General features: G+C 48.4%; 19 protein-coding genes and 1 pseudogene. 8 read left to right on the top strand and 12 right to left on the bottom strand.

From position 1 onward, the window contains the following. Positions 1 to 3 precede the first annotated feature (3 nt). From prmC to hemA, 3 genes are read right to left on the bottom strand one after another with little or no spacing between them, the layout of a single operon-like run. Positions 4 to 834 (bottom strand): peptide chain release factor N(5)-glutamine methyltransferase, encoded by an 831-nt coding sequence (gene prmC, locus LVQ79_RS07010; protein ID WP_232864396.1) that lies wholly within the window; start codon positions 832 to 834, stop codon positions 4 to 6. After that, positions 834 to 1,916 carry a peptide chain release factor 1 gene (gene prfA, locus LVQ79_RS07005; protein ID WP_151995664.1) on the bottom strand — a complete coding sequence of 361 codons (1,083 nt, stop codon included), beginning with the start codon at positions 1,914 to 1,916 and terminating at the stop codon, positions 834 to 836. The genes prmC and prfA overlap by 1 nt, the downstream gene beginning before the upstream one ends. A 35-nt stretch (positions 1,917 to 1,951) precedes the next feature. Next, entirely contained in the window at positions 1,952 to 3,208 is a 1,257-nt protein-coding gene (gene hemA / locus LVQ79_RS07000) for a glutamyl-tRNA reductase (protein ID WP_154150073.1), read from the bottom strand. 205 nt (positions 3,209 to 3,413) lie between these two features. Here hemA and lolB point away from each other — a divergent pair, with 205 nt between their 5' ends. From lolB to dauA, 4 genes are all read left to right on the top strand, one after another. Then, positions 3,414 to 4,037 carry a lipoprotein insertase outer membrane protein LolB gene (lolB, locus tag LVQ79_RS06995; protein ID WP_134182999.1) on the top strand — a complete coding sequence of 208 codons (624 nt, stop codon included), beginning with the start codon at positions 3,414 to 3,416 and terminating at the stop codon, positions 4,035 to 4,037. Then, positions 4,037 to 4,906 (top strand): 4-(cytidine 5'-diphospho)-2-C-methyl-D-erythritol kinase, encoded by an 870-nt coding sequence (ispE, locus tag LVQ79_RS06990; RefSeq protein WP_151995662.1) that lies wholly within the window; start codon positions 4,037 to 4,039, stop codon positions 4,904 to 4,906. Before lolB ends, ispE begins: the two co-directional genes overlap by 1 nt. Before the next feature lie 122 nt (positions 4,907 to 5,028). Beyond that, positions 5,029 to 5,976, top strand: coding sequence for a ribose-phosphate diphosphokinase (gene prs, locus LVQ79_RS06985; RefSeq protein ID WP_008454180.1), 948 nt, complete (start codon positions 5,029 to 5,031; stop codon positions 5,974 to 5,976). 139 nt (positions 5,977 to 6,115) lie between these two features. After that, the gene (gene dauA / locus LVQ79_RS06980; RefSeq protein WP_232864395.1) at positions 6,116 to 7,822 is read left to right on the top strand and encodes a C4-dicarboxylic acid transporter DauA; all 1,707 of its coding nucleotides are present in this window, start codon (positions 6,116 to 6,118) and stop codon (positions 7,820 to 7,822) included. Positions 7,823 to 7,877: 55 nt separating this feature from the next. Here dauA and ychH read toward each other — a convergent pair whose 3' ends face one another. After that, the gene (gene ychH / locus LVQ79_RS06975; protein ID WP_151995660.1) at positions 7,878 to 8,156 is read right to left on the bottom strand and encodes a stress-induced protein YchH; all 279 of its coding nucleotides are present in this window, start codon (positions 8,154 to 8,156) and stop codon (positions 7,878 to 7,880) included. A gap of 275 nt (positions 8,157 to 8,431) precedes the next feature. Here ychH and pth point away from each other — a divergent pair, with 275 nt between their 5' ends. The 3 genes from pth to LVQ79_RS06960 all read left to right on the top strand — a co-directional run bounded on the left by pth (position 8,432) and on the right by LVQ79_RS06960 (position 11,635). Next, positions 8,432 to 9,019 (top strand): aminoacyl-tRNA hydrolase, encoded by a 588-nt coding sequence (gene pth / locus LVQ79_RS06970; protein ID WP_232864394.1) that lies wholly within the window; start codon positions 8,432 to 8,434, stop codon positions 9,017 to 9,019. 134 nt (positions 9,020 to 9,153) lie between these two features. Further along, positions 9,154 to 10,245 carry a redox-regulated ATPase YchF gene (gene ychF / locus LVQ79_RS06965; RefSeq protein ID WP_064518423.1) on the top strand — a complete coding sequence of 364 codons (1,092 nt, stop codon included), beginning with the start codon at positions 9,154 to 9,156 and terminating at the stop codon, positions 10,243 to 10,245. A 214-nt stretch (positions 10,246 to 10,459) separates the two neighbouring features. Further along, positions 10,460 to 11,635 (top strand): tyrosine-type recombinase/integrase, encoded by a 1,176-nt coding sequence (locus tag LVQ79_RS06960; RefSeq protein ID WP_232864393.1) that lies wholly within the window; start codon positions 10,460 to 10,462, stop codon positions 11,633 to 11,635. A gap of 128 nt (positions 11,636 to 11,763) precedes the next feature. Here LVQ79_RS06960 and LVQ79_RS06955 read toward each other — a convergent pair. The 8 genes and pseudogenes from LVQ79_RS06955 to LVQ79_RS06920 all read right to left on the bottom strand — a co-directional run. Then, positions 11,764 to 12,000, bottom strand: a pseudogene (locus LVQ79_RS06955) (transposase); the annotation flags it as partial. A 209-nt stretch (positions 12,001 to 12,209) separates the two neighbouring features. Continuing rightward, positions 12,210 to 12,389, bottom strand: a complete 180-nt coding sequence (locus tag LVQ79_RS06950; protein ID WP_232864392.1) for a hypothetical protein — start codon at positions 12,387 to 12,389, stop codon at positions 12,210 to 12,212. A gap of 263 nt (positions 12,390 to 12,652) precedes the next feature. Then, complete coding sequence (locus tag LVQ79_RS06945; RefSeq protein ID WP_232864391.1) at positions 12,653 to 15,271, bottom strand: nuclease domain-containing protein; 2,619 nt, start codon at positions 15,269 to 15,271, stop codon at positions 12,653 to 12,655. A gap of 3 nt (positions 15,272 to 15,274) precedes the next feature. After that, positions 15,275 to 17,443 (bottom strand): McrB family protein, encoded by a 2,169-nt coding sequence (locus tag LVQ79_RS06940; RefSeq protein ID WP_232864390.1) that lies wholly within the window; start codon positions 17,441 to 17,443, stop codon positions 15,275 to 15,277. Positions 17,444 to 17,705: 262 nt separating this feature from the next. Further along, the gene (locus tag LVQ79_RS06935; RefSeq protein WP_232864389.1) at positions 17,706 to 18,047 is read right to left on the bottom strand and encodes a DHCW motif cupin fold protein; all 342 of its coding nucleotides are present in this window, start codon (positions 18,045 to 18,047) and stop codon (positions 17,706 to 17,708) included. Positions 18,048 to 18,394: 347 nt separating this feature from the next. Continuing rightward, positions 18,395 to 19,705 carry an McrC family protein gene (locus LVQ79_RS06930; RefSeq protein ID WP_232864388.1) on the bottom strand — a complete coding sequence of 437 codons (1,311 nt, stop codon included), beginning with the start codon at positions 19,703 to 19,705 and terminating at the stop codon, positions 18,395 to 18,397. Continuing rightward, a complete protein-coding gene (locus tag LVQ79_RS06925) occupies positions 19,702 to 21,858 on the bottom strand; it encodes a DUF8426 domain-containing protein (protein WP_232864387.1) in 2,157 nt (718 codons plus the stop codon). Before LVQ79_RS06925 ends, LVQ79_RS06930 begins: the two co-directional genes overlap by 4 nt. Positions 21,859 to 22,245: 387 nt before the next feature. Next, complete coding sequence (locus LVQ79_RS06920) at positions 22,246 to 22,770, bottom strand: hypothetical protein (RefSeq protein WP_232864386.1); 525 nt, start codon at positions 22,768 to 22,770, stop codon at positions 22,246 to 22,248. 197 nt (positions 22,771 to 22,967) lie between these two features. Here LVQ79_RS06920 and LVQ79_RS06915 point away from each other — a divergent pair, with 197 nt between their 5' ends. Continuing rightward, positions 22,968 to 23,159, top strand: a complete 192-nt coding sequence (locus LVQ79_RS06915; RefSeq protein WP_232864385.1) for a helix-turn-helix transcriptional regulator — start codon at positions 22,968 to 22,970, stop codon at positions 23,157 to 23,159. Positions 23,160 to 23,264: the final 105 nt, after the last annotated feature.

The following is a 23,264-nucleotide window of genomic DNA, read 5'->3' as shown; positions in this document are numbered from 1 at the left end:
TATTTAGAAATAGCGTCCTACTGTCAGACGGTCATTACCACCGTAATCCTGACAGCTTTGTATCTCGGTATATCCTGCTTGTGTAAACAAGTCGCGAACTTGCGCAGCCTGAAGCCAGCCGTGTTCGAGCAATAACCAACCGCCAGGCTCAAGAAAATTGCGAGCTGATTCCACAAGAACACGTAGATCAGCCAAACCGTGATTATCTGCCACCAGAGCGCTACGCGGTTCAAAACGAACATCACCCTGTGAAAGATGCGGGTCTTCCTCGTCGATATAAGGCGGGTTGCTGACTATCACGGAGAAACGTTGGGTATTGAGCGCACTAAACCAATTGCTTTGCAAGACCTTAACATTGGTTATTCCGAGGCGGCTCGCATTATCACGCGCAAGTTCTACCGCCTCAGGAATTAGATCAAGTGCTATCACTTCACAATCCGGGCGCTCGCTGGCAATCGCCAGAGCAATTGCTCCTGTACCCGTGCCTAAGTCCAGCACGGAACATGCGGCTGCGGGCATCCTTGCGAGGGCTTGTTCGACAAGGCATTCCGTATCCGGGCGCGGGATAAGCGTCACTGGAGAGACACGCAGCGGCAGCGACCAGAACTCACGCTCGCCCACCAAATGCGCGATAGGCTCCCCCTTCACACGGCGCGCCAGCAAAACATCCAGCTGTTGCTGTTGCTGCGCGGTCAATTCGGTTTCACCGAATGCCAGAATAAAGGTTCGCGCTTTCCCGCAGACAAAACCTAGCAGGATTTCCGCATCACGACGCGGGCTTTCACTATCCTCAAGCTGGGCAATTGCCTGTTTTAACCAGTGTTGAAAATCCATTAGTCCTGCTCAGATAGCGCCGCTAATTGGTCTGCCTGGAACTCCTGCACGATAGGTTCAATAAGACCGTCGAGCTTACCTTCCATCACTTCATCCAGACGATATAAGGTCACGTTGATACGGTGGTCGGTTACGCGGCCTTGCGGGAAGTTATAAGTGCGGTTACGGTCTGAACGGTCACCACTGCCAAGCAGGTTACGACGCGTTGACGCTTCTTCCTGCTGACGTTTAGCCATTTCGGCGGCACGAATGCGTGAGCCCAACACCCCAAGCGCTTTGGCTTTGTTTTTATGCTGGGAGCGTTCGTCCTGGCACTCAACCACAATGCCGGTTGGCAAGTGGGTAATACGGATGGCCGAGTCGGTGGTGTTAACGTGCTGGCCGCCCGCACCCGAGGAGCGGAAGGTATCGATACGTAAATCGCCTGGGTTGATATCTGGTAATTCCGCTTCAGGAATCTCTGGCATTACCGCAACGGTACACGCTGAAGTATGAATACGGCCCTGGGATTCGGTCGCTGGAACACGCTGTACGCGATGGCCACCGGACTCAAACTTCAGACGACCATAAACACCGTCACCGCTGATTTTAGCGATCACTTCTTTGAAGCCACCGTGCTCGCCTTCGTTAGCGCTAAGAATTTCGACTTTCCAGCGACGCGACTCCGCATAACGGCTGTACATGCGGAACAAGTCACCAGCAAAAATTGCCGCTTCATCACCACCCGTACCAGCGCGCACTTCAACAAACGCGTTACGCTCGTCATCCGGGTCTTTTGGCAGCAACAACACTTGCAGTTGTTGTTCTAATTCTTCGCTGTCGCTTTTAGCCTGGTTTAACTCTTCTTGCGCCATTTCGCGCATTTCTGGGTCGTCGAGCATACTTTGTGCGGTTTCAATATCTTCCTGCACCTGGCGCCATTGCAGGAAGCAACGGGAAACGTCGCTTAACTGGGCGTATTCGCGGGACAACGCGCGGAAACGGTCCTGGTCGGCAATGGTGGATGCATCTCCAAGAAGCGCCTGAACTTCTTCATGGCGCTCTTGCAGGGCTTCTAGTTTGGCAACGATAGAAGACTTCATGGGCGGTGTTTCACCTTGTAATAAGAGTTTATTTGCTAATCCAGCCCGAGGCTGTTGCGCAGAATCTGCAGGCGTTCTTCATCCCCGTCACGGGCAGCCTGCGTGAGCGATTTGGTTGGTGCGTGGATCAGGCGGTTGGTTAATTTCCACGCCAGATCCTGGAGAACGGTTTCGGCATCGGCACCCTGTTGAAGAGCGGCGATAGCTCTGGCAGCCAGGTCATCACGAACCTGTTCAGCCTGACTGCGATATTCACGGATGGTCTCTGTGGCACTTTGCGCGCGTAGCCAGGCCATAAATTCACTGCATTCCTGCTCAACGATAGTTTCGGCTTCAACTGCGGCAGCTTTGCGCTGCGCAAGATTGCTTTGAATGATCGCTTGCAGGTCATCAACGCTGTAGAGATAGGCATTCGGTAGTTTGCCAACTTCGGGTTCTACGTCGCGTGGAACGGCAATATCAACTAATAAAAGCGGTTGGTTACGGCGAGCTTTCAGGGCGCGTTCTACCATCCCTTTGCCAATAATAGGCAACGGGCTGGCAGTGGAACTGATAATAATATCGGCTTCTTGTAACCGTGAATCGATGTCACTCAGGCTAATAACCTCTGCACCAACTTCATCTGCCAGTACTTGAGCGCGTTCGCGCGTGCGGTTGGCGATGATCATTTTCTGGACATTGTGTTCGCGCAAGTGGCGTGCGGCCAGTTCAATTGTTTCACCCGCACCGACCAATAAAACAGTGACAGTCGATAAGGATTCAAAGATTTGACGTGCCAGGGTACAGGCCGCGAAGGCTACGGATACCGCACTCGCGCCGATCTCGGTTTCGGTTCGTACGCGCTTGGCGACCGAGAAGGATTTCTGGAACATGCGCTCCAGTTCGTTGGAAAGCGAATGTCCTTTCTGAGAGTCTGCGAAGGCTTTTTTGACCTGCCCTAAAATTTGCGGCTCGCCGAGCACCAGGGAGTCAAGACCGCTGGCAACGCGCATTAAATGCGTTACCGCTTCATTATCGTGATGCCAGTAAAGGCTTTTACGCACTTCCTCTTCTTCAAGGTTGTGGTAGTTACAAAGCCAACTCACCAGTTTTTCGTGGAGGTTTTCCTGCTCTTCAACACTTAGATATAGCTCGGTACGGTTACACGTCGACAGCACCACCCCACCCTGTACCATCGGCTGTTCGAGCAGGCTGTTCAACGCCTGGTCGAGCGAATCCGGCGAAAACGTAACACGTTCTCGCAACGATACTGGAGCTGTTTTATGGTTGATGCCAAGAGCTAAAAGGGTCATTGAGCGACTGTGAGTAATACCGACGTTGATAAGGATTAACTCGGCGCATCATACAGGATGCGCGCAGTCAATAAAAGGGAGCCACCCCTTGGGGAGTATCGTCGCAATTCATGATTTAAGACAACTTGAACGTAGACGACCTCGCTATGCGCCGCTAGCATAAACAGTTAACAACTAAAATTAATGAGAAGGATCCGTTGCCACTATGTTTATGACGAAAGCCCGTCTGCTGCGCCTTGCGCCACTGGCAAGCCTTGTTTTGGCTGCTTGTTCTATTCATCAACCAAGCGGTCCGGCAAAAAGTCCTGACTCTCCGCAATGGTTACAACACAAGCAACAAGTACAAAAAATCACCCAATACCAGACGCGTGGTGCTTTTGCTTATCTTTCCGATAGCCAAAAAGTATATGCGCGTTTCAACTGGCAACAGACTACGCCAGAACGCTATCGCTTGCTGCTGACTAACCCATTAGGCAGCACGGAGCTTGAACTGAATGCGCAACCGGGCGTTGTACAACTAACCGATCGCAATGGTAAAAAATACGTCGCTGATAACGCCGAAGAGATGATTGGCAAATTGACCGGGATGCCAATACCGCTCAACAGCCTGCGCCAATGGATTCTCGGCCTGCCAGGTGAGGCGACCGACTATAAAATCGACTCGCAATATCGCCTGAGTGAAATCAACTACACCCAAGACGGTAAAACCTGGAAAGTGGTTTACAGTGATTATGACGACAAGGTGCAACCTGCCCTGCCATCTAATATGGAACTGCGCGAAGGGGACCAACGCATCAAACTCAAAATGGACAGCTGGACGGTTAAATAATGAGAAAGCGTTGGCCATCACCGGCAAAACTGAACCTTTTTTTGTATATCACGGGTCGTCGTGAGGACGGCTATCATAATTTACAAACTTTATTTCAGTTCCTCGATTATGGCGACACAATCACCATTGAGCCGAGAAACGATGGTCAAATTCGTCTTGCGACACCAATAGAAGGCGTGGCAGATGAAGAAAATTTGATTGTCCGCGCCGCCCGATTATTGCAAGACAGGGCATTACTGATGGGCACCTTACCACAAGGTGCTGGAGCCGATATCAGCGTTGAAAAACAGCTGCCGATGGGTGGCGGTTTGGGTGGTGGCTCGTCAAACGCGGCAACAGTTCTGGTGGCGCTTAACCATATCTGGAACACCGGCCTGACTGAAGATCAGCTTGCTGCACTGGGAGTGACTCTCGGTGCTGATGTGCCTGTATTTGTCCGTGGGTTTGCCGCTTTCGCAGAAGGTGTTGGTGAGAAGCTTACGCCGGTTTCACCAGCGGAAAAATGGTACCTTGTTGCACATCCTGGAGTCAGTATCCCTACTCCGGTCATTTTTAAAGATCCTGAGCTACCACGAAACACCCCGATCAGATCAATTGACACGTTATTAAACTGTGAATTTGGTAATGATTGTGAGGTTATCGCAAGAAAACGTTTTCGTAAGGTTGATGAGCTGCTTTCCTGGCTGTTAGAATACGCGCCGTCGCGCCTGACCGGCACCGGCGCTTGTGTGTTTTCTGAATTTGACACCGAGGACGCTGCCCGCCAGGTGCTTAAGCAAGCCCCGGAATGGCTGCATGGGTTTGTTGCGCGAGGCGTTAATGTCTCCCCGCTGCATCAGGCCATATCCGGGCAAGCTGAGTATTGGTGACAACGTCACCTTGTTTCAGACGTTGCATCAAGCTCTTTATACACCGCCTGGATGGCGCTACCCCGCCCGCATAAGCTGCGGTAGTACCATCCGCCACTGGACGCATGCCTGAGGTTTTTCTCGTGCCTGATATGAAGCTTTTTGCTGGTAACGCCACCCCGGAACTAGCACAACGTATTGCCAACCGCCTGTACACCTCACTTGGTGACGCCGCCGTCGGTCGTTTTAGCGACGGAGAAGTAAGCGTACAAATCAACGAAAATGTACGCGGTGGTGATATTTTCATCATCCAGTCCACCTGTGCACCAACGAATGACAACCTGATGGAATTGGTTGTTATGGTAGACGCCCTGCGCCGTGCTTCTGCAGGTCGTATCACCGCTGTTATCCCTTACTTTGGTTATGCTCGTCAGGATCGCCGTGTGCGTTCTGCCCGTGTGCCGATCACCGCGAAAGTGGTTGCTGACTTCCTCTCAAGTGTTGGGGTTGACCGTGTTCTTACCGTGGACTTGCACGCAGAACAGATTCAGGGATTCTTCGATGTACCTGTAGATAACGTCTTTGGTAGCCCAATCCTGCTAGAAGATATGCTGCAAATCGGCCTGGAAAACCCAATCGTGGTTTCTCCAGATATCGGTGGCGTTGTGCGTGCTCGTGCTATCGCAAAACTGCTCAACGATACCGACATGGCTATCATCGACAAACGTCGTCCTCGCGCTAACGTTTCTCAAGTTATGCATATCATCGGTGATGTATCTGGCCGTGATTGCGTACTGGTAGACGATATGATCGATACCGGCGGCACTCTGTGCAAAGCAGCTGAAGCCCTGAAAGAACGTGGTGCTAAACGTGTGTTTGCTTACGCAACTCACCCGATTTTCTCTGGCAATGCGGTTCACAACCTGCGTAACTCCGTTATCGACGAAGTTATCGTATGTGACACCATCCCACTGTCTGACGAAATCAAAGCACTGCCAAACGTCCGCACCCTGACTCTGTCCGGTATGCTGGCTGAAGCAATTCGTCGTATCAGCAATGAAGAATCAATCTCTGCGATGTTCGAGCACTAATAGAACTCGCATAAAAAAACCCGCTGCGGCGGGTTTTTCTTTTTATAGCATGTAAAGCCACAAGGTAACTGGAGCTGTAGCAAGGTCGCTATGGCGCTAAGTAGTATGTAATTAAGTTTAGCCTCCTTCACCTGCCTTAATGACAGATGATGCGCTCACGGATGGAATCAAAGTGAAAAACGTATCTTCTTCTGTATTACCGTTCCGCGCTCTGGTAGACGCTTGTTGGCGCGAGAAATACACAGTTTCCCGTTTTAGCCGCGATGTTATTGCCGGTATCACCGTTGGAATTATTGCCATCCCTCTGGCGATGGCCCTGGCGATTGGCAGCGGCGTCGCCCCCCAGTACGGCCTATATACCTCGGCTATCGCCGGGATAGTTATCGCTTTAAGCGGCGGCTCACGCTTTAGCGTCTCCGGGCCGACCGCTGCGTTCGTCGTGATCCTCTATCCGGTTGCTCAACAGTTTGGCCTTGCCGGTTTGCTGATTGCGACACTGATGTCTGGCGTATTTCTTATCTTATTTGGTCTGGCGCGATTTGGCCGTTTGATTGAATACATCCCACTTTCTGTGACACTCGGTTTTACCTCCGGGATTGGGATTACCATCGCCACCATGCAGGTAAAAGATTTCTTTGGTCTGACGCTGGAACATGTGCCGGAACACTACCTGAATAAAGTGGCGGCGTTAGCCATGGCGATGCCAACGATTAATCTCGGTGATGCAGCGATTGGTGTGGTAACGCTCGCCGTGCTGATTCTATGGCCGCGCCTGGGTATCCGTTTGCCGGGCCATTTACCCGCGCTTTTGGCTGGCTGTGCGGTAATGGCGATCGTCCATGCCGCAGGTTTCGACGTGGCGACTATCGGCTCTCGTTTCCACTATGTGTTGGCTGACGGCACGCAAGGCAACGGCATTCCACAATTACTGCCGCAATTGATGCTGCCATGGAACATTCCTGACTCGAACTTTACCCTAAGCTGGGATTCACTTAGTGCCCTGCTTCCTGCTGCATTTTCCATGGCAATGCTCGGCGCGATTGAATCGCTGTTGTGCGCCGTGGTGTTAGACGGCATGACCGGCACCAAACACAACGCCAACGGTGAACTAATTGGCCAGGGGCTGGGCAATATCATTGCGCCATTTTTCGGCGGGATTACGGCTACTGCGGCCATTGCGCGCTCGGCTGCAAACGTGCGCGCTGGAGCAACATCACCTGTTGCCGCAATTATTCATGCGCTGCTGGTGATTATGGCGCTGCTGGTGCTGGCCCCATTACTTTCATGGCTACCGCTTTCCGCCATGGCGGCTCTGCTGCTGATGGTTGCGTGGAATATGAGTGAAGCACATAAAGTGCTGAGCCTGCTTAGGCGGGCTCCAAAAGATGACATCGTGGTAATGCTTATCTGTATGTCGTTGACGGTGCTGTTCGATATGGTCATTGCCATCAGTGTTGGGATTGTACTGGCATCGTTGCTGTTCATGCGCCGTGTCGCGCGTATGACGCGGCTCGCCCCTGTGAATGTCCATACACCGGAGGGCGTCCTGGCGCTGCGTATAACAGGCCCACTGTTTTTTGCCGCAGCTGAAGGATTATTCAATGACCTCGCCCAACGTGTTGAGCAAAACCAGCTGATCATTTTGCAATGGGATGCCGTGCCGGTGCTTGATGCTGGCGGCCTCGATGCGTTTCAACGCTTTGTAGAAAAATTGCCGGATGGCTGCGAATTGCGGGTGACGAATCTGGAGTTCCAGCCTCTAAAAACGCTGGCACGTGCTGGTGTTCAGCCGATTCCAGGTCGTCTCGCTTTCTTCCCGGATATCCATGCGGCTCTGGCTGAATAAGATTTTTGCCAAAAAAAACGGTTCTTAACCAGAACCGTTTTCACTTCCAGACTTTTTAGCTGTGGCGATGATTATCATCACGGCGACAACGTTTATCAAAGTGGCGCACCCACCAATAACGGTCGCAAACTTGTTCATGCCCACCAACGCGCGCACCTGCCAGCCAAAGTACCGCACCAACAAATATGCTCAAAACAGCACCGTGGGCGAAATATTGCGGAAAGTTAAATTGAGGGAGTTGGTTTAAAATGGAGTAACCAACACCGCCCACCATGACGACAAGTCCCAAGCCCATGAAAAAATTGCCGAGTAATGAAGCGTTTTTGCGTTTCATAAGTCACCTCCGGGTGTTCCTGGGTCGGCGGGGGAAATCCCCATTCCTTGTGTGTAAAGTATAGACAACACCGCTTCGGATGATGTGCGTTAGCGATCACAATAACGAATGAAAAAGCTACAAAAATTTACAAATAACTCGCTGAATAGCATCAAATTCTAATGGTTCATTCATTGAACTATTCAAGAATTCAATAGATGACACATTGGCTCTTTGTCATCACGTCTTGAGCGCAGTAAACTACGCGGCTCTGGTCTGTTTTCAGGAAATTAAACGTGAGTATTAAATTAATAGTTGGCCTGGCAAACCCAGGTGCGGAATATGCGGCTACCCGCCATAACGCTGGTGCCTGGTATGTGGATTTGCTGGCTCAGCGCCACAACCAGTCGCTTAAAGAAGAAAGTAAATTCTTCGGCTACACGGCGCGCATAAACCTTGCCGGAGAAGATGTTCGCCTGTTAGTGCCAACCACGTTTATGAACCTTAGCGGTAAAGCGGTCGGCGCGATGGCGACCTTTTTCCGCATTGCCCCCGATGAAATTCTGGTCGCACATGACGAACTGGATCTTCCACCAGGCGTTGCGAAATTTAAACTCGGCGGTGGCCACGGCGGACACAATGGTCTGAAAGACATCATTAACAAATTGGGTAATAACCCAAACTTTCACCGCTTACGTGTCGGAATTGGCCATCCGGGTGATAAAAACAAAGTTGTCGGGTTTGTATTAGGTAAACCGCCACTTAGCGAACAGAAGCTGATTGATGATGCGGTAGACGAAGCGGCACGTTGCACAGAAGTTTGGCTAAAAGAAGGGTTAACTAAAGCCACCAATCGACTGCATACCTTTAAGGCGCAACCCTAGCCTGAACAACGGCCAACGAGGATTTCTGCGCCCGTTATATGCCGTTTGCGTGTATAATGGGGAAAGTTATGATCATTTTATCAATGAGACATAATCAACTCATTGAATATCAAGTAATTAAGGTAAATTAAACCATGGGATTCAAATGCGGTATTGTCGGCTTGCCGAACGTTGGTAAATCAACCCTGTTCAACGCGCTCACCAAGGCGGGAATCGAAGCAGCAAACTTCCCGTTCTGTACCATTGAGCCGAACACTGGTGTGGTACCAATGCCGGACCCACGTCTGGATAAATTGGCCGAGATCGTAAAACCACAGCGCATTCTGCCAACTACCATGGAATTCGTTGATATCGCCGGTCTGGTAAAAGGCGCATCCAAAGGTGAAGGCCTGGGTAACCAGTTCCTGACCAACATCCGTGAAACCGAAGCTATCGGCCACGTGGTGCGTTGTTTTGAAAACGACAACATCATTCACGTGAATAACAAAGTCGACCCGGCTGACGATATCGAAGTAATTAACACCGAGCTGGCGCTGTCTGACCTCGACACCTGCGAACGTGCTATTCACCGTGTGCAAAAGAAAGCTAAGGGCGGCGATAAAGACGCAAAAGCTGAATTGGCTGCGCTGGAAAAATGTCTACCACAGCTCGAGAACGCCGGTATGTTGCGTGCGCTTCCTCTGACTGAAGAAGACAAAGCCGCTATCAAATACCTGAGCTTCCTGACGCTGAAACCAACCATGTACATCGCCAACGTCAACGAAGACGGTTATGAAAATAACCCGTACCTCGATAAAGTGCGTGAAATCGCCGCTGCCGAAGGTTCTGTAGTGGTTGCTGTTTGTGCCGCTGTTGAGTCTGACATTGCCGAACTCGACGATGCTGACCGTGATGAATTCATGGCAGAAATGGGCCTGGAAGAACCAGGTCTGAACCGCGTTATCCGCGCGGGTTATGAGCTGCTGAACCTGCAAACTTACTTCACTGCTGGCGTGAAAGAAGTACGTGCCTGGACTATCCCTGTTGGTGCAACTGCCCCACAAGCTGCAGGTAAAATCCACACTGACTTCGAAAAAGGCTTCATCCGCGCACAGACCATCGCGTATGAAGATTTCATCACCTACAAAGGTGAGCAAGGCGCGAAAGAAGCAGGCAAAATGCGTGCAGAAGGCAAAGACTACATCGTTAAAGATGGCGACGTAATGAACTTCCTGTTCAACGTCTAAATAGTTTCTGTTGTCTCATGAGGTTTCAGTGAATCTCATGAAGAGTAACAAACCCCATAAAATCCACGCATTTGCGTGGATTTTTGTTTTCATGACGTCTCATATAATCTCGCTACAGCGCAGCTAAAAATGAGTACAGGCATGAGTACAATCAGTTTCCATCTTCATTTTATATGAGTACAATAGCGGTATAAGAAATAGACAAGGACTCGCTATGCTCACTGATACGCAATGCCGCACGGCCAAGCCGAAAGAAAAACTCTATCGGCTCAATGACTTCAACGGTCTCTACCTCGAAGTAAAACCCAATGGCAAAAAGGCATGGCGCTATCGGTTTAAACTCAACGGTAAATCCAGCATGTTTGCGTTGGGCGAGTATCCAGTGGTAAAACTCGCCGAAGCGCGAGAGAAATGCGAGCAAGCGCGTAAGCAAGTCGCGGATGGAGTTAGCCCGACACAGGCTCGTCAGTTAGATAAGATCCGTGAGGTCAACGACGCATCCAACACCTTTGAGCTTATCGCTAAAGAGTGGTTGCAGATGAAAGATTGGGCAGAAATCACCAAAACACGTCGCCTTGATATGCTGGAACGTGTTGTATTCCCGGCAATTGGTAAACTCCCCATCAGAGAGATAACCCCACATCATATTTTAAAAATACTACAAGAAACAGCAAAGCGTGGTGCACCGACCGTTGCTGCTGAAGCCCGACGCACAATCTCATCTGTCTTTGAGTTGGCTGTAGCGACTCTCCGAGCTGATAGCGATCCTGTCTGGCCCGTTCGTAAAGCACTTCCAGCAAATAAGACGCAGCACAAGCAAGCCTTAAATCAACAACAAATCGGGAAACTGCTGATCAGTTTTGATAACAGCCGAGGTACATATCAGGTTAACTATTGCATGTGGCTGATGTGGTGGACGCTGGCGAGACCAACCGAAGTCACTGAAGCGGAATGGTCTGAATTCGATCTTGATAAAGCATCGTGGACCATTCCCGCAACGCGAATGAAAGCCCGCAGAGAACATCTTATTCCCCTTCCCTCCCAAGCCATTAAAATGCTCAGAACCCTCCATGGTTTGACAGGACATCGGCAGCACCTATTTCCGGGACGCGATAACCCACGCGGCCCTATGACATCGCACTCGTTGCGTCAGCTTCTCAAGAACCTTGACTGGAGTGGTACATACAGCCCGCATGCAACAAGAACCACAGGCAGCACACGCTTGAATGAAATGGGATACCGACCTGATGCTATTGAAGCGCAATTAGCCCATGCTGATACAAATAATGTACGCCGCACGTACAATCATGCGACTTACCTTGATGAGCGTAAAGTGATGATGCAGGACTGGGCGGATAAGCTTGATGGGTGGATATTAGAGCTTAATTAATTTGTACTAACTCGTTCTTATTCTGCCGCCCTTGCGACTCTGGCTCCAATCAGGTCTGACAGTCAGCTCAGTGCCAAGAGCGGAATGTGCAAACATGGCGGCACACCAGATATCTAAATGCTCATGGTCCGCTTGGAAGGGATACTTACAGTGATGGCAAGGTCAGAATAACGCTGAGGATGTCCCCGTTATGAAGGCGTTGCTAACTCATACCAGGCCTGAATCGCCTCATCGTCCAGCCAGAAAGTGAGGGAACCACGGTTGATGAGCGCTTTGTTGTAGATGTGCCAGTTGGTGATTCTGAACTTTTGCTTAGCCACGGGACTGCCTAGATTGTCAGGAGAATGCGTGATCTGATCCTGCAATTCAGCAAAAGTTCTATTTATTCAACAATGCCCGAAAATCGCTATAAATCGATTATGATGTTGTCATTATCGCTGAACATCACCTTTAGATAACTGCAGATCTCGATATTATCCGGGAGTTTAGCGTGCGCACTGCTCTTTTTCCCGGTACGCAGCGCATTCATTATTTGCTGAAGCTCTGATGAATGTAAAAAGGCCTCGCATGAAAACTAGAAATCCTCGTAATGGCCACGCCAGATGCGTTTGGTTTTACTTTTACCAGAGACGTCGACATAGCCAAGAAACAGGGAGATCTTCTTATTAATTTCATTATTTTCATTAAAACCACGGGTCGCAATATAACGGGCGCGTTTTTTCTGTTGGTCGCTGATTTGCCCGAATAGTCGCACGTGATATGCCTCGGTTAATAATGTCAACACATCACTATTCAAACTGTCTCTCACCAGCACAAACCAAGCTTTATCAGGGATGCTATAAATCAGCAGATGAGTTTTATTGATCCCCGGTTTTGAACCAAGTATTTAAAATACGTTGCGCGTTAATAATATCCGCTATTTCGTATAGGTAAAGTATTGAACGCTCTGAAATACGCTGTTTTGCATGATTCGTGATACCCGTTAGCTTCATAACTGAACCTGTATTTTATAATTAATCACCACCCACCCCACTCACCACACTCCGGGCATTTAATATTAAAGGGTTCAATCGCCCTCGCCGAATGGTAAGTCCAATATAATCCATTTTTTACTAATCGCGTGTCAGAGTACTGGCAGTGATTAAAACTGATAAATTGCTCACATTCCGTACATTGCAGCCAGACTGAACGTGGCGTCCGCGCGGATTGCACGCCCGATTTATTGGCATAGCCACCTGTTTTTTCAATGGAGCGAAGTTCCACGGAGCCACAGCGAATACAAAAAGGTTTAGCCCGCGTCAGATCATTAGGCAAGGAAGATGTGTTCGGACTTTCGAGTTTATATTGTAAAAAGAGTCCCAATAGTCTCTGGAGTTCGTCGTTGTAAAGCTCTTTATCTATCGGGCTTAAAAATATAGCGCCATAGTCATGATTGGGTTTTTTACCACCGGCCTCCGAACCTGCTTCTCCCAGATAACTGTATTTACCCCAATGCTGTGCGGTAACGACGTCGCCTATGGCATCCTTGCAGGGATGGATCAAAAACACCGGATTGTTAGTGGCTTCGCGATAATCTTTCTGATTGCGGAGCCCATCAATAACACCCAGCAGGCCGCCAGACCGCGCAAATGTTGAGTGATCATAAAATTTTGCGTCCAGGATAAAGCGTTTGGAATAGCGTGTCTGGTCATCTTTGTCGGCTGTCCATTGCAGATCCAGAACAAAATCAGGTCGCTTGCCATTTTCTAACGTTTTTTCATAGGTTAAGGTTAGCGATCTTTTAGAATGCGGATTGTCGAAGAGTATCTCGATATCTTTTTTTCTGCCTTTGATGGCATCCACTACCTGATATTTCCAGTTGCTCTGCGGGATAAATCTGAATGATTCGATCAGCACCTTCATTATTTGCAGCAAACACCACCGCTCATACAAAAGCGGCATATTCACCAACCCGATCGCATCGATTTCCTCAAGGCTGAGCAATAAATCTTCGTTTGTCAGACGGGTGCTCGCCATAAGCAGCTTATAACCGTTATGCACGCCCTGATAATGCGGGTTTTGGACAAACGTCATCGAATTTGGGAAATGAGATGAGGCTGTAACCCCCAGGGCTTTGAACTGAGTAATAAGCTGCGCGAGTTGCCGCTGTTTTGGCTCGACTTTTTTAAACACCGCTTCCGATAAAGACTGGTTTTCACTATAAAACCTGATGCGATTTTGCAGCACCACCTTTTCTTTCGTTTGTTCATCCAGTTCACGCGGGGTGAGTTTTCGTTGCCAGTTGTTAGCATCGAGAACTTTACCCTGCATAATTTCCTGACTGTATTTTTGCTGGGCGAGATGTAACTCCCGCGCATCTACAAACTCAATATCGTTTAAATAGTCAATAACGTAAATTACTGCTTTTGCGGTTTCATAACGGCGACCGGCCCCCGTTATTTTATATTCGGCATGTTGCCGTAAACACCTCACTAAATTCAGCAAAGATGCGTTACCTTTTGAATTAAAAGATAAAACTGTGCTTTTTTCATTATCTTTCTTCCACTGCCCCTGAACATTGATCTCAATAAAAAAACCATCGTTCTCTTGTGTAGGTTTTTGGCTGCGAAAGTGCAATAAATTATACTGAGGGCCATCAGCGTCATATACGATTTTTTCGGCAATGACGCTTTGTGCTAATTGTTGTTGCCAATAGCTTAACTTGCACCGCTGTCGAATGATTTCCAAATCTTTAACTACCAGACCCCGGTCAACTGTTACGCTATCGGTGAAGGAATCATACTGATGTTGAAGTTTATCAGTGAGCGTGGCGTAGCGTTTCGCTTTGTTACCCGATAAAATAACAATTTGCTTAATAATCCGATAGCTACGTTCGAGAGCAAAGAGGATATAGCGGTTTTCCGCCATGTTAAATGTCGGTTTTACCGCGCGACTGGTTAAAACAGATTGATTGGTTTTTGTTGCTAACTCCATAAACGTACGGTTAACCGGTTTTACGGCTTTGCGTGGCTTCAGGGTTTGTATTTCTCGCAGTTCAGCCTTAGGGTTGCTCAGGATTTTATGGGCATGCATGATTAAATTTTGTGCGCAATCAATGGTTGCATTATTAATGCCAATACTGCCTTGCTCTCTGGATGCCTGAACAGAACTTGACTCATCCAGAATCAATTCCCACAAATCGTCTTTGAACCCTGTCAGGTAAAGTTCCAGTTGATCTCTGCTAAAATCCATCGACCCTATATTGATATGACAATGGACATCATCAAGGATTAGTATCAACGTTCCCGCAGTATTTACGCTGCTGTGCCGCCAATATTTTTCTTTGGCATCCCACGAATGCTGTACGATCCACCAGGTTTTTCCGCTATCAATATCGTCAACAGGAGAGAGTTGTTGCTCTGCACCGTCCGACATTTTAATGCAAGGGATCACCGCTGACCCGGTAATAAACCGCACGGCTAATTGCCCCCGCAGAATGCCTTCTGTTCTGGGGTAGATCGTCGTTTCACATTCAAAATGTGCATGTTCATCATTATATTCAACGGGTATTGCATGCAACGATTCCGTCACTTTTGTGACGGTATCTTTATCGTACCATTGAATTTCGACGTACTTTATTTCAAAGGTAGACGTCATTTTTTACGACCAAAAATTCACAATGCCATCATTGGACTTCGCATTATTTACCACATGTTCAAGCGCAACTACCGCAGAAAATACATCAGGAATATCAGCATAGGTTGACACCTCTTGTTTAATTCGCTGTAAAAATACCTTTTCAATCAGTTCGAGTTTTGTTTGCTGACCCACAGTTTTGTTGCCATCAAATGTTAGCTTCGGCAGAATTTTATGCAGTATAAAGTTATTGATTGCCCGCTTGCCGTCATCATTGACGTCCTTGAACAGATGCAAATAATTCAGCCCCTGACGAATAGTACGCATACCAAACTCAACGCCTAATTTGTGTAAAAACTCTTTATTTAACACAATGAACAACTGACAAAATTCATTTTCACGATCAAATTTTGGGTAGTTTTGACGGATACCCAATGCTTCAGTTTCAAAGAGCAGTGGTCGTGATACATCGTCGAATTCATACTCCTCCACTTCACGGAGGATTGCATCCCAGTCAGATAACAGTGGCGACTCAAAACGCATAATATGCGCACGGTCTAATATTTTGGGCGAAAGATAATGGGTGGTTTCATCGATGTTAATAGCCCCAATAATATGAACATTTGCCGGCATCACAATGCTTGAGGGCATTGACATGGCCGCAGAGAGCATTCGCCGAACCTCGCTGTGATACTTAATAAGTGAGTTTTTATCACTAAAACCAAATGCTTGTCTTAACTGATTATTAATAGCTTCATCTTTTAAAAGCGAAATAAAATTCACCACCCCGTCTTGGCTGTATTTTTCCTTACTGGCTTGAATGATCTCAACCACCGCCTTCAGCTCAGAAAGTACGTGCGCAGACTCGTCAGCGGAATATAAATTAATTTCCGGTGCTTCATCGCGGGACTCCAGCAGAGACAAGAAATCAGCAAAATAGTATTCCACGCGCGCCAGATTCATTTCGTCCAGGCAGATAAAATAGGGAGTTTCCGGGTTCAACTGAGCTTCCAATAGTGCATCTAAAAAAGGCGTGGCTAAATATTTTTTCTCCAGCGGGTTGTAGTAACCAAGCAGGTCTTCAGAACTGGTCCAGTTTGGTTTTACGGGAATAATAACTGCTTTCCCCCCCACAGCTTTCGCAAACGATTTGATTAAGTTGGTTTTACCCGACCCCGAGTCCCCTGCCAGAATAATCAAATCCTTCGTGCGCAGCAAGGTGAGGTAATTTTCGATAATATGGCGGGGATACAAAATATCCTTCTCAACCAAATGTGCCTGGATATAGGAGACGGCCTGACTGTAATCACCGTTCAATTGTTCTCTGAATACAACGCCATCGACATCCTGCAACGCAGATTTTGATTCTACTAAAAAATTATCGAGATCTTCCTGGTCTAAAAACTCAAAGGTTTTCAAAAAAAGAGCTTTATCTGAAACATATTTTTTCAAACGCAGGATCTTATGATTCATTTCAACCTCTATTTTTTTGAAATTTTCTAGGCTTATCTGGAATTGTTTTTGTTTTAGTTCGTTATCAGTTTCAAGTAAAGCAATGGATTGTTCAATTTGCTTTCGCATACTGTTTAATGATTCGACAAGCTTTATTGCATTGTCACGTTTCAGTTCTGCGCTTTGTTTTTCAGCAAGCACCTCAGCAAGCTGCTGGTCAAACGTACTTTGTTTGGTTGCAAACTCTTGCTCGATTTTAGTTGCAGCTTGTTGTTGGTAAAAATGATAGATTTCATTCGCAATGAAATATGAGACGTCGTCTGCAGTAACGATATCATGCGGGACTGAAGCAGGTAGTTTTTCCAGCGATGAGCAACTCCCGGGCAGCACACTCATCATAAAGGGAATCCGGTGCTTCTCACGTTCTTCAGGACGAGAGAGGTTCAGTTTGCATTTTATGAACTTGGCCCCACGCTGATCAACATACTTTTTAGCATCTGCCGGGTTTATCCAGAACTCGCAGGGACCATTAACGCCAGTAAGAGGATATGACAGCAGGTTATTGCTGGTCAGCATTCTGGGGTTTTTCAGATGCCCCCATTTTCTGTCTTTGAACAGGATAACTTCACCCCATACCTCGAAATTATCATCTTCATAGCCCCAACTCGACTGCAGTGTTGCCAAAAGTTCTGTATCAGACAGTCCCTCTAACTCACTATACCCGTATACTTTGTTTGCCATTGTGCTCTCATTAACTCACTGCTTTCAGAAGATATTAAGATAAGATTCGTCTAAGTCTCTAAAACTATTCACCCTTCACGTAAATTTCGAAAGTAACCTTTAACTATAGGGCAGATTGTCTACCGGGGCGGGATCAGTCCATTTCATTAACCCATCAGAGTAGTGAGACAATTGCGAATGACTATAGATCGCTCAGTGCAGACCTGTTGTCTCTTCAATCTGCTGCGTGAAGCGGGCTGACACAATGGCTCCAACATACAAATCAGTCTACAACAAAGAGTTTTGCGCCTGTCGTAGTTCTGGACTGATGTGGCTCCGCGTTATCACCAACCTGATAACTCATCCCCGCAGTTAAAATGAATTTACGACCATCTTCGAGCATTGTTTCTAGTTCTCCTTCCATGCAGAAAAGGACATGCCCTTTTTGGCACCAATGGTCTGCAAGATAGCCTGGGGTATATTCAACCATTCGCACACGGATTTGATTCGGTTTCTGACCAAAGTGTTGCGTGCGCCAGTAAGCCATACCTGTTTCCCCTGGGTGCTCTGTTCTTTCGACTTCACTCCAGTTGGTCGTGCCAAAAGCAAATGCCTCAAGATTCATTTTGTCGCCCTTCGTTATTAAGTAAGATCTCTCATGCTCAGACTAGAGCGATTTAACGATATGAAAAACTAATCTTTAAATCAAAACCTTAAATGTCAAATGTGGTAAGAAAGTTGAAAGTGGTGCAGATTATTTATCTATTCAGGGATCTGCACACGTAAACGGCAGCGGTTACAGATTAATGTCTGCTTCACGCCCTGAGACGTCCTACTCCTCGGATTGTCCCCTTTGTACCTAGGGCGGAAGTCCGGACTATTGGGGTGCATTAAAGTGTTGATGTATGCGTGAGCCTGAATCATGGGTAAGATTTATTGAGGGTACCAGGTCTCAGGTGTGCCAATCCCATCTCACCTCTGCGTGTTGATGGCAATAAGGTGAATTAGCTGCTCGACAATGGCGGCTTCATCAGGAATCAGATCGACACTCGCCACCTGCAATCGTTCTTCGCCTGCTAAAATCCTATAGCCTGTGCTCAGCCGCTTAGCTCCCAGACCCGCATGATGCGGATAGAGGAGCATAACTTGCGGGCAGTGATAAAGCCGGGCATAGGCCATCATCTGGTAGACATCGGCTTGCGATACACCGCTTCTGGCATCTTCGGGATGACGCCCAATACGCTTCCATTTAGTGTCTATGATCATAACAGCCTGATGGTCCCGCTCGATAAGCAGATCCGGCCGGGTCTGGAAGCGTGGTTTACCTTCTGTTCCGTCCTCGATCAGGCAATATAATCTGCCTGCCTGTGCACGAACCGTCCATTCCGTACCGCGTACAGCACGCTTCGCCAGTGCCGCTATATATGCCTCGAACAGATCGTTCATTGGGAAAAGCAGTGTAATCCCGTGCTGCGCTCGTTTATCGTGGTGTGTAGCCTGCCAGTCGCGTCTCAGGAGGAGGCGCGCCAGATTGTAGAGGGCTTCCCAGCGATGATTGGTTCGGTCGATCCGCACCTGTGACCACGGCAGGTGACTTAAGGCGACGTCGCTAACACCCGCCAGCAGGATGCGCAATTCATTCAGACGGCGGAGCGTATCGGCAGCTCGGGCATAATGGTGAAGCAGAACTACACACGCCTTCATAATTCGGAGTAGGCTGGTATCAGCCGACAGTACGTCGTAACGACAGGCGAGACGGTCGGGGCAGACGGCAAGCGTAGTGAATTGTCGTTTGATATTGAGCCTTCCTCGCAATGAGGGCAAATCGTCTTCCTGTGCCAAATAGGCGCGCGGTAATCCCCGATGTGCTTCAGATAAGAGTCGCTCGGCGAACAAACGGATAAGTATCTCTAACAAGCTTTCAGCTTGTCTCGCCATTGTTGCAGCCTGTCCATTGCCGAGTTTAAGGCCGAGGGCGACATCAAGCATACGTATCAGGCGATTTCGGATTGTGGCGTCCGGTTCTATCGTCTCGTCGTCGAATTTGGGCAGGATCTCAAGGCTACATCCCGGAGCGGCAATGACCCCAACCATTTGCCCGGCAATAATTTTGTTATGGCGATCGATTAAGATATTGGTACCGTGCTGATTTGCCAGCGGATGCTCGCGCGCCGCCGTAAGCAGCGCGTTAGCCTGAGGGCGGGTAAAAGCATGAGGAGCGTTTATGCTGCTTTCCGTGTTCACACAAACACCACCCCATTCGCGAACCGTGAGGTGCGTCATTCTTTCGATTCACCAGCCACCTCGAGAGCGGTGGCATTAAACATTCTGGCTTTGCCTACCAGTCGATCAAAGGCGTCATTTCTGAACGGTGCACGTACCGACCAGCTTGATAACGGTTCACCCTCTATTCCTGGCGGCGGTAAGATCTGCTTTTCCTGCATAAAACCATCTCCCAGCACTGCCGTGATTCGGCTCCAGTCCTCGAAGAAATACTCTTGTAACAGCGGTATGACCTTATTGCGCACTGCATCTTCAACTTGTGCCCTGGATTCACAATTGATAAAGAAAGCGTGTCCAATGCGATATTCCCGGCCTATAAGATATTCAATTCGCTGGTTGATGGTGGTAAGAACGGCTTTGAGATCGATCCCCTCTACTTCACTTAGCAGGGTCGCGTCGGGGGCCATTTCCCGGAAGTTGAATCGCCGCCTTAATGCTGTGTCGAGCAAGGCGATGGATCGATCGGCGGTATTCATTGTGCCTATGATATGAAGGTTGGCAGGGATGCCAAAATCTTTCTTTTTCGAATAAGGCAGAGTTACTGTGAGTGCATCGGGCATTCCCAGACGTTTATCCGGCTCAATTAACGTAATCAGTTCACCTAACACTTTCGAGATATTTGCCCGGTTGATCTCATCAATAATGAGGACGAACTGTTCTGGTTGACCTTTAACATCGGAACTATTATCCGGGTCTTCTGTACTCGAGAGCAGTCTGCCTAGCGCCGGGATATTCACTCGATTGGTGGCAATCGAATAGAGCGTCCGCATGGTGAAGTTACCATCGATAATGGTATCGAGTGGCAGTGGTTCATCGAGAGTCAGTAGCCAGCGCACAGGGCGACGGTGGGCATAGTAACCTTCGGCTTCAGGAGCGAAATAGTAATCACCAGTGATTTCAGCGATAGCGCGAAACGCGGTGTTACCGTAAGGGACAATCACGATATCGCCAGGCTTCATTTCGCAACGGAAGGGATAGGTTTGCGTCCAGTTACTTGGCGTCTGGTTCTCCGGATTTTGCTTGATCCATTCATCATGAATCGCCTTGAACGATGAAAATCTATCCGCGCTCCAGTCTATGCTCCCACCCCAACCCAGAGCAATATACCCGTTGTCGCGGGCATCTTCATACACATCGTCTTCTGTGCCAATTGTCCCTTGCCCCATTTTCCAAAAGCGTTTTTGGGACAGTTGGAGTGCTGAGGCATCCGTCTGTGCACGGGGTTGTGTTCTGGCCTGATCGGCAAGGGCGCAAATTTCCCTGAAGATCCCCGGCGTGGGCATGAGTCTGAATCCTGCAGACGACGACTCATCTTCACCGATTTCTGGACGAAGGCCCTCAACGAAGGTTTCGTAGTCATAGCTCTGGTGGAATGTGACGAAAGAGATCCTCTTTTCTGCCATCAGTTCGTTATAGCGCGCCATCAGGGCTGCACGCCCATCTTTTGAGTTCGGATAGGGGTCTTTGCCATCGCAGAGCGCTACGGCTTCCCTCGCCGTGTGATAGGTTTTTCCGGTACCAGGAGGACCGTAAAAAATAAGGTTAGTCGGAGTTGGTTTATTCTGGACCACCAGTTCGCTTCCTTCCGTAAGGATGAACGTATATTTCCGGGTTGTGCTCTTTTTAGGCCCTTCCGTCACCGGAGGGGGAACATCCGCTAGCTCCTGAAATTTTTGTCCATCAAGAGCCTGACAGATGTTCGGCCATCCCTTTTCGAGACCCATTTCAGTATTCAAAGGGCCAACTACTAGGGTGACACTAGCGTCACCTCGCTCTCTGGCTGGGGTTATGTAGTTTTCAAGGACATAATCCCGAATTTCGTCGGCCTGAGAGTCATCACCGCCCAGGAAGCGTCCATATTGTCCGAGCCAGCTATTCCAGTTGGACAATCGGTTAAGCGGCTGTTCTGAGTCAGGCATCAGCAGTCGATAGTCGTCGCCGTTGTCTTTAGCATCGCGACGAATCTGTTTGATACGTTGTCGCAATTGTGCAAATCCATCAGCCTTGTAGGCTGCATCCAGATCTGCATGAGGAGAACCCAGCGCCGCGAGATTTTTTTCGATAGTTTTAACCGCATACATACGAGAGTTGAGGCCCGCTTGTGTTTTGGCACCTCTGATCTCTAGCCATTCCCGAAATTCGACTTCGAGCATTCCCTATGTCCCCTCATTCAACGTTAACTCACTGATAGCTATCTTCGTGGATGATGGGAGGGCCAGCAAGGATATTGTTTAATACGAGCGACATTGTTATGCCTTTCTGCTCTCGTTTATCCCATTGATGCACTTCGCCAACTGGAACACCGCTCTTACGCGGTGCACAGTTATAGATCCCAAAAGCTGTACAAAACCCGGGTCCAGCCTGAAGTCCATTAAAAGGATTTCAATTAAGGAAGGGTTTTAAGTTTTACATATCCACTGACTAGTGTTGATACACCTATATAGATATACCCCCTCTTGACGGTCACTTCTAAAAAAATGGTTTACACAGAATCATAAACAGGATGGTTATATTACCTTAGTAACACAGCCTCCCCCCTATTACTTTACGGCCCGTGCAGCCCTGATTAAAGAAATAACATCTTCAGTATGTGTCATTTTAATAACATCAACTGCACTCCAGGTAATATTTCGTAGTACAACATCGTCCTTTTTTATTTCAGGATAACGGCAACCCTCCTCATTCAAATAATTCGCTACTTCATCTTCTGAACACCGATCAACAATACGCTTCTCCCATATAACATTATACAAATCAGCAATCTCTTTCCCGGCCTTTGTCTTGGGGCGGACAAATGCATCATAGTAAAACTGATTAATCAATTCAGCCAATGCATAACAACGCCCACGGGTTCCTGGTGAAACGTCCTCACCGGGAAATACCCCCTTTTCAATGAGTTTGTCCAGCCGGTTCTTAGTCGTTTCTGACATATAAACATCAACAGACGGGCCAAAATCTTTTTTCAGGGTACCACGACGGGCATCCTGCCGTTGCACATCAGAACTCGGTTGTAGTGCTTTGGAAAGGGTCGTTTTCTGCCCCTTTCGGGCCATTCTCCCAGCCATTTTGTAGCCTCCTTTGGGTGGCTTCACAGTATGAGAAATACAACCATCACGATCGCGTGACGGTCACGCTCACAAAGACCATATACATTTCGTGACCGTCACGCAAGCATCGCGAACCGTCACGCCTTTTCCAGTGCCAGGTCTGTAAAAAAACATCTTGTACCAAAGTGCACCTAAACAAGCGAAGGAGCACTTCGATGAACGAAATCAGGTTAATCAGGATACAGACCGTACTGGCGCGCTGCGCCGTGAGCCGGGCAACGCTCTACCGGATGATTGCCGCAGGTACCTTTCCACGACAGGTGTCGCTCACGGGAGGACGTGCTGTGGCGTGGTTGCAATACGACGTTGAGGCGTGGATAGCTTCAAGAATGCCAGCAGGACGCTAGAGGTCGAGGGTTAGTGGCTTATGGGCGTGTTTTTGAACCGTCTATAAGTCACGTATGCGCCCACTCAGAACCATGTAATTGGATTACTGATATAGCCACTCACAT

The sequence above is a fragment of the Buttiauxella cochleicola genome (assembly GCF_021282405.1).
GTDB classification, from domain to species: domain Bacteria; phylum Pseudomonadota; class Gammaproteobacteria; order Enterobacterales; family Enterobacteriaceae; genus Buttiauxella; species Buttiauxella massiliensis.
The sequence above is the reverse complement of the archived record's forward strand: the minus strand, read 5'-3'. Positions and strand labels throughout refer to the sequence as shown.